Source organism: Paraburkholderia sp. SG-MS1 (genome assembly GCF_012275575.1).
In the GTDB taxonomy this organism is placed as follows: Bacteria; Pseudomonadota; Gammaproteobacteria; order Burkholderiales; family Burkholderiaceae; genus Paraburkholderia.
The window spans coordinates 1-7,486 of sequence record NZ_NPIH01000211.1; the positions used below are offsets into that span (position 1 = coordinate 1).

Sequence of the window (7,486 nt, forward strand, 5' to 3'; positions counted from 1 at the left end):
TCGATCCCCATCGAGGGTGTAGACGCCGAATTCGTCACCGTCAAGCCGCAGATCGGCGCGTTTCGCCGAATGGTGCGCGATGTCGAGTTCGATGTCTGCGAGCTCGCGCCGACCACCTACATCATTGCCCGCGCGTATGGCGCACCGTTCGTCGGCCTGCCGGTTTTCGTCGTGCGGCGCTTTCATCATGGCGGCCTGCTGGTTCGCCCGGATGCCGGCATCAGGACGCCGAAGGACCTCGAAGGCAAGAAGGTCGGCGTGCGCGCGTATTCGGTGACGACCGGCGTGTGGACGCGTCAGGTGCTGATCGACGAGTTCGGTCTCGATTCGTCGAAGGTGACCTGGGTGGTCGATGACGAAGAGCACGTCACGCAACTGAAGTTGCCCTCGAATGTCATTCACGCGCCGCAAGGCAGTTCGCTTGCCGACATGATGGCCTCGGGCGAACTGTCGGCGGGTTTCGACGCGGCCGCCGGTATCGGCCGCAAGGGTGCGCCGACAGGCGGCTGGCAGGAAGTCGAGGCCAACTATCCGGATCTGCTGCCGAACGCTGCGGAGCTTGAGAAGGAGTACTACGGCCGCACCGGCGTGTATCCGATGCACGGCACGATCGTCGTGAAGGACTCGGTGCTCGCCGACCATCCGTGGATCGCGAAATCGATCTACGACGCGTTCGTGCAGGCGAAGAAGGAATGGCTCGCACGTCTCGACGCAGGCGATGCGACGGCCCCCAGCGACAGGAAGTACCTCGAACTGCGCAAGATCGTCGGATACGATCCGCTGCCGTACGGTCTGCAGGAAAACCTCAAGACGATCGAAACGCTGGAAGCGACCGCGTTCAGGCAGGGGCTGACGCCGCGCCGCATGTCGATCAACGAACTGTTCGTGGATCCGCTGGCCCGCTGAGCCGAACACCATCCTCCTGCACGAGACTGGACACACCATGATTATCGATTGCCACGGTCACTTCACGACCGTCCCCGCCTCATTCCGCGCGTGGCGCGCCAGACAGGTCGAATTTGCCAACGATCCGGCCAATGCGCCGTCACGCGATGGCGCTTTTGTGAGCGACGACGAAATCCGCGAAGCCATCGGCAACGGCCAGCTCAAGCTGCAACGCGAGCGCGGCAGCGACCTCACGCTGTTCTCGCCGATCGCGGGCCTGATGAGCCACCACCTGGGCAACGAGCGCACCAGCCTCGAATGGGCTGAAGTCTCGAACGACCTCGTCTACCGCGTGACGGAACTCTATCCGGACAACTTCGCGCCGGTGTGCCAGTTGCCGCAATCGCCCGGCGCCGATCCTGCAAACAGCATTGCCGAACTGCGCCGCTGCGTCGAACAGATGGGTTTCGTGGGCTGCAACCTGAACCCGGACCCGAGCGGCGGCTACTGGACCGGCAAGCCGATGACCGATCGCGAGTGGTATCCGCTCTACGAAGCACTGGTCGATCTCGACGTGCCCGCGATGATCCATGTGGCCGCATCGTGCAATCCGTGTTTCCACGGCACCGGTGCGCACTACCTGAACGCGGATACGTCCGTGTTCATGCAGATCCTGCAATCGGACCTGTTCAAGGACTTCCCGACGCTGCGTCTGGTGATTCCGCACGGCGGCGGCGCGGTGCCGTATCACTGGGGACGTTATCGCGGCATGTCGCTCGAGATGCGCGAGCGTCCGCTCGAAGGGCTGCTGGACAACATTTTCTTCGACTCATGCGTGTATCACAAGCCGGGGGTCGAACTGCTGACCAAAGTGATTCCGGCCGACAACGTGCTGTTCGGCTCGGAAATGATCGGTGCGGTGCGCGGCAAGGACCCGGCCACGGGCCAGTACTTCGACGACACGAAGCGCTATATCGACGCATGCGAGGCGCTCTCGGACGAAGACCGCTACAAGATCTTCGAAGGTAACGCACGCCGGGTCTACCCACGCCTCGATGCACGCCTGAAGGCGCGCGGCAAATAAGGACCATCAGGCGGCACGCGACATGGGCGCGGGCCGCATGCAATGAGAACAGCACAGAGACATTCATGACAATCGTTGATATTCACCCGCACATCATCTCCGGCGACGAAACCCGCTATCCGCCGGCGCCCCTGTTCGGCAAGCGCTCGGACTGGTCGCAGGAGCGTCCGACGACCGTGGAAACGCTGATCGCATCGATGGATGCGGCCGGCGTCGCGAAGGCGGCTGTCGTGCATTCGTCGACCACGTATGGCTTCGACAACAGCTACGTGGTCGATGGCTGCGCGCAATACGCGGACCGTCTGGTGGCCGTCGGCTCGGTCGACGTGTTGCAGGAGGATGCGCCGGAACGCATCCGCGAATGGGTTGGCCGGGGGCTCGCCGGACTGCGCCTCTTCACGGGCGGCAGCACGAAGGAGTTCGACCCGAGCGAGCTGGACGATCCGCGTTCGTTTCCGGCGTGGGAACTGTGCGGCGAACTGGGCCTGCCGATGTGCATCCAGACCGGTCCGATCGGCCTGCCGCAGGTGACGGCGCTGGCCAGGCGCTTCCCGAAGGTCGCGATCATTCTCGACCACCTGGGACGTCCCGAAGTGGCCGACGGCGCGCCGTATGCGAAAGCGCAAAGCCTGTTCGATCTCGCACCGCTCGAGAACATCTACCTGAAGCTCACGCCGCGTATCTTCGGCGATGTGAAGAAGGAGAAGGCGAGTGCAGCAACGTTCTTCCCGCGTGTGGTCGAGGCGTTCGGCGCGAAGCGCATGGCCTGGGGCTCGAACTATCCGACCTCGACGGGCACGCTCGCGGAGATTCTCGCGACCGCGCAGGCTGGTCTCGCGAGCCTGAGCGATGCAGACCGCGAATGGATCTTCGGCAAGACGGCGCAGCAACTGTATCCGGCTTTGGTCTGAAGCGCCGCCGCATTCATGCGGCCGTCCGGAGTGTCGAATCCGTCCACCGGCGCCTTCGACACTCCGGTACGCAGAATCCAACCACACTAAAGAGAAATGAGCAGATGGAGACAAGCAAACCCGAACGAGCGGGGATAACGAGCCGTTGGGCCGTCCTCGCGCTCCTTGCGCTCGGCGTGCTGATTTCGTTTGTCGATCGCACCAGCATCTCTTCAACGCTGGCGGATGCAGGCTTCGTGGATCATTTTGCGCTGACGGATATCGACCGCGGCTGGATCAACGCGGCCTTCTTCTGGTCGTATGGTCTGTTCCAGGTGCCGATGGGCTGGGTGGCAGACCGCTACGGCGTTAAATGGCCGTACGCGATCAGCTTCGCACTGTGGTGCATCGCCACCGCATTGATGGGTGTGGTGACGGCGCTTGCGAGCCTCGTCGTCATGCGGTTGCTCATCGGCATGGCGGAAGCGATCGTGATTCCAGCGAGTTACCGCTGGATTCGCAACAACTTCGACGAACGGCAGAACGGCCTCGCCGTCGGCCTGCTGGCAATGGGCAACAAGTTCGGCCCGGCACTCGGTGCGCCGATCGCAGCCTGGATGATCGTCACCTATTCCTGGAAGCTGATGTTCATCGCGACGGGTCTCGTCGGGCTGCTCTGGCTCGCCCCGTGGCTACTGCTCGTGCGTAACGATCTGCCGTCCAGAGCGGACCTCTCGCTGGCGAACCGGCGCGCGCGCACGGTGACTTTCGGCAGCATTCTGTCGAGCCCGGTCGTGTGGGGCGGAATGATCACCAACTTCTGCTACGGCTATTTCACGTTCTACTGCATGACCTGGATGCCGGCCTATCTGGTCGAGCAACGCGGGCTGTCAATTACACGTTCCGGACTCTTCACCTTCTTCAGCTTTGCCGGAATCGCGATTGTCGCCGCTATTGCCGGGTGGGCGGCTGACCGGATCATCGCCCGGGGCAAGAACCCCATCACGGTGCGCAAGGCGTTCACGATCGCGGGCTTTGTCGGTGGCTGCACCGTTCTGCTCGGCGCCTACGCCCCCACGCTGCAGCTGGCGCTGTTCTGGAATGTGCTGTCGCTCTCGCTGCTGGGGCTCGTGACGGCCAACAACCTGGTGCTGTCCCGCTTGACCCTGATCCCGAAGCAGGCAATCGGTCTCGTCACCGGCGTGCAGCAACTTGCCACCAGTCTCGCGGGTGGCGTTGCGGCCAGTCTGTCGGGGTGGCTTCTGCACGTCAGCGGGACCTACAACCTGCCGATGATGGTCATCCTTGGATTCCTCATTATCGGCGCGATGGCCACGATGATCCTGTACCGCCCCGAATGGGCGCCCAAAGTGACCGAGGCGCAGGGCTCATTGCGGCAAGCCTGAAAGCAATCACGGCAAGTCCGGCACGACCGGCCTTGCTGAACACCTTAATTCACTGAGAAACGATACATGGCGAAGATAGTATTCGGGATGGCGGTGCCGCATAGCGGCATGCTCGGTCAAGCTCCGGAAGACTGGCTCAAGAATGGAGAGCGGGACCGCAACAATCCGGAATTGTGGTTCCGCAATCGGACCTGGACGTATCCCGAGTTGGAAGCGCACCGCGAAGCGGCGTTCGAAAAATACCTGACGCTCGAGGAGCGCACCGCACGCGCTGCGCGCTGCCGTACCGCGCTCGACGAGATGGCCGCCGCGTACCGCGCCGCGAACGTCGATGTCGCGATCATCCTCGGCAAGGACCAGAAGGAAATTTTCACCGACTTCTCCCCTTCGATCGCGATTTACACCGGTGAAAAAGTGCACAACGGGCCGCCGCAGCGTTCTGTCTACGCGCCGGATCATCATGTCACGCACAAGTGTCATCCGAAACTGGCGACGTATTTGATCGAACACTTCCAGCGCGAAGGTTTCGATTTGACCGACCTGTTCGCATGGCCCGACAACGTGTGGATGAAACCGCTGCCCGAGTATCCGGTGGTGCCGCATGCGTACAGCTTCGTTTATCACCAGATCATGGGCGACAACCCGCCGCCGCACGTGCCTGTCATCATGAACTGCTTCTATCCGCCCACGCAGCCGTCGATGACGCGTTGCATCGAATTTGGCCGCGTGCTGCGCGATGCGATCAACGCATGGCCCGATGACGTACGGGTCGGCATTTTCGCGTCGGGCGGCCTGTCCCATTTCGTCAACGACGAGGAGTTCGACCACAGCATCATGAAGATGCTAGCCGACTACGACTACGACGGCCTCGCAGCAGTGGATGACCGTTCGTACCAGTCGGGCACTTCCGAAATCAAGCTTTACGTGAGCGTGATGAAAGCGGTGCAGGAAACAGGCGCCGAAATGACGCTGGTGGACTACGTCCCTTGCTGGCGTACGCCTGCGGGCACTGGCGAAGGCATGGGCTTCATGTATTGGAAAGCCGAGTGAGCCTTGGCGACCGGGCCGGTTTTCGACGCACCCAAAACAACCAGAGAAACAGATCATGAGCGACACCCGCCTCAACAGCATCATCCGCGCATTCGAATCCGGCAAGCCCGCCTTCACCGCGTTTTCGAAACTGGACAAGCAGAGCGCCATCGAGATGAGCGATGCGCCGTATGACGGCATCGTCTTCGAAATGGAGCACAACCCGTACGACGTCTCGGCGCTCGGCGATGCATTGCAGTACATGCTCAACCGCAAGCAGATTGCCGAGTCCGGTTCAGTCGCACCGCGCGTGACGCCAATTGCCCGCATTCCGTCCAACGGTGTGGAGATGAATCAGGCGTTCGCCAAGCAGGTGCTCGATCGCGGCGCCTACGGCGTGGTGTGGCCGCACGTGGCGACGGTGGAGCAGGCCTGTAACGCGGTGGCCTCGTGCCGCTATGCGCGCCCGAAAAACGCGCCGCTATATGAGCCCAAAGGTGTGCGCGGCGATGGCCCCGCCACGGCCGCACGCTACTGGGGTTTGAGCATGGCCGATTACTACAGGAAAGCCGACGTATGGCCGCTGGCTCCGGAAGGCGAGATTCTCGTCGGCCTGATGTGCGAAAGCACCGAGGCGATCGGCAACCTCGACGACATCCTCTCGAACGTGCCCGGCATCGGCTTCATCCTGATCGGTGAAGGCGACCTGAGCCAGGAGCTCGGCTTTCCGCGTCAGTACGAACATCCCGAAGTGCTCGACGCAATGCGCCAGATCGTCGAGACCTGCCACAAGCACAACGTGGTGGTCGGCAATCCGCACACCACCGCGAAGAATCACGAGCGACTGCTCAAGGAAGGCTACCGCTTCCTGATGTCGGCGCCGCAGCGCAGCTATGGCGTGGTCGGCGCGGCGCGCGAGCTGGCGGGATACTGATGAACGGAGCCGCAAGCCTGGTCCGGACGCTTACCGCTCAGGGCGTCGACGTCTGGCTCGCGAACCCGGCACCTCGGAGATGCACTTCCTGAAGGCGCTGGAGAACCCGCAGATGCGCAGCGTCCTGTGTCTGTTCGAAGGCGTCTGCACAGGCGCAGCGGACGGCTATTACCGGATGAAAGGCAAGCCCGTGATCGATATCGATCGCCCGCGTATCGACTGGCTGGCGATGGCGCAGGGCATGGGCGTGCGCGCCGTCGCCGTCGACACGGCCGAAGCCTTCCATCAGGCGATGGCGGACTCGGTGAACGAGGCCGGTCCGTGCCTCATCGAGGTGAGGCTTTAACCCCATTCAAGCATAAGGACGCACATCAATGACAACGACGACCCTGACTGAAGTACCCACGTTGCGCACCAATCTGGCCGACTATCCGGTCACGAAGGCGATGAAGGACGGCCGCGTGGCGTCGGACATCGTGAAGCTCGACTATTGCGGACCGACGCCGGCCCATAACGGCTTCAAGGCGATGGTGCGCGAGAACAAATTCGACGCGGGCGAACTGGCGATCGTCACGTTCCTGCAGGCCAGGGCGTATGGCAAGCCGTACATCTTGTTGCCGACGCCGGTTTCCGGGCGCTTCCAGCATCATTGCGCGGGTTTCAACATCGACTTCGGCCACCTCGATCCGAAGGATATCGAAGGCCGGAAGGTCGGTGTTCGCACCTACACGCAGACCACCGCGCTGTGGATTCGCGGCATTCTGCGCCACGAATACGGGGTCGATCTCGACAAAGTGACGTGGATGACGCTCGGTGACGGGCATCTCGCGGAGTACCGCGACCCGGAGAACTGCGAGCGTCTGCCGGCGGGTTCGTCGATTCCCGAGATGATGCTCAAGGGGGAACTGGCCGCTGCGCTGCTCGGTGAAGACATGCCGAAGGACGAGCGGGTCCGCACGCTGGTGCCGAATGCGCAGGCGGCGGCGAAAGACTGGTTCGCACGGGAGAACGTGGTGCCGATCAATCACATGTTCGTGGTGCACGAGGACATCTCGAAGCAGCGCCCGGATGTGGTGCGGGAGCTGTACCGGATGATCGTCGAAAGCCGTGAGCTCGCTGAAGGGGTGCCTGCGGTGTTTCCGCCGATCGGGCTGGAGGCGAACCGCAAAGGTCTGCAACTGGCGATCGACTGGGCGCTCGATCAGAAGATCATTGCACGCCGTCTGTCGGTCGATGAACTGTTCGACGATGTGACGGG

Annotated in this window: 7 protein-coding genes and 1 pseudogene; all 8 read left to right on the plus strand. The window is 62.5% G+C overall.

Annotated elements, in window-relative coordinates:
- Positions 1-906 (plus strand): ABC transporter substrate-binding protein (locus tag CIC12_RS17195; protein ID WP_168665287.1); only part of this gene is annotated, 906 nt, incomplete at its 5' end.
- Positions 907-943: 37 nt separating this feature from the next.
- Positions 944-1,969, plus strand: a complete 1,026-nt coding sequence (locus CIC12_RS17200; protein WP_168665288.1) for an amidohydrolase family protein — start codon at positions 944-946, stop codon at positions 1,967-1,969.
- 65 nt (positions 1,970-2,034) lie between these two features.
- Positions 2,035-2,880 carry an amidohydrolase family protein gene (locus tag CIC12_RS17205; protein WP_168665289.1) on the plus strand — a complete coding sequence of 282 codons (846 nt, stop codon included), beginning with the start codon at positions 2,035-2,037 and terminating at the stop codon, positions 2,878-2,880.
- A 104-nt stretch (positions 2,881-2,984) separates the two neighbouring features.
- Positions 2,985-4,265, plus strand: coding sequence for an MFS transporter (locus CIC12_RS17210; protein ID WP_168665293.1), 1,281 nt, complete (start codon positions 2,985-2,987; stop codon positions 4,263-4,265).
- A gap of 66 nt (positions 4,266-4,331) precedes the next feature.
- On the plus strand, positions 4,332-5,315 hold the full coding sequence (locus CIC12_RS17215; RefSeq protein ID WP_168665290.1) for a DODA-type extradiol aromatic ring-opening family dioxygenase: 984 nt from the start codon (positions 4,332-4,334) through the stop codon (positions 5,313-5,315).
- Positions 5,316-5,370: 55 nt separating this feature from the next.
- Positions 5,371-6,228, plus strand: a complete 858-nt coding sequence (locus tag CIC12_RS17220) for an HpcH/HpaI aldolase family protein (protein ID WP_168665291.1) — start codon at positions 5,371-5,373, stop codon at positions 6,226-6,228.
- A pseudogene (locus CIC12_RS17225) lies at positions 6,228-6,418 on the plus strand (thiamine pyrophosphate-binding protein); the annotation flags it as partial. The gene CIC12_RS17220 and the pseudogene CIC12_RS17225, both read left to right, overlap by 1 nt.
- A gap of 184 nt (positions 6,419-6,602) precedes the next feature.
- Positions 6,603-7,486 (plus strand): phosphate ABC transporter substrate-binding protein (locus tag CIC12_RS17230; protein ID WP_168665292.1); only part of this gene is annotated, 884 nt, incomplete at its 3' end.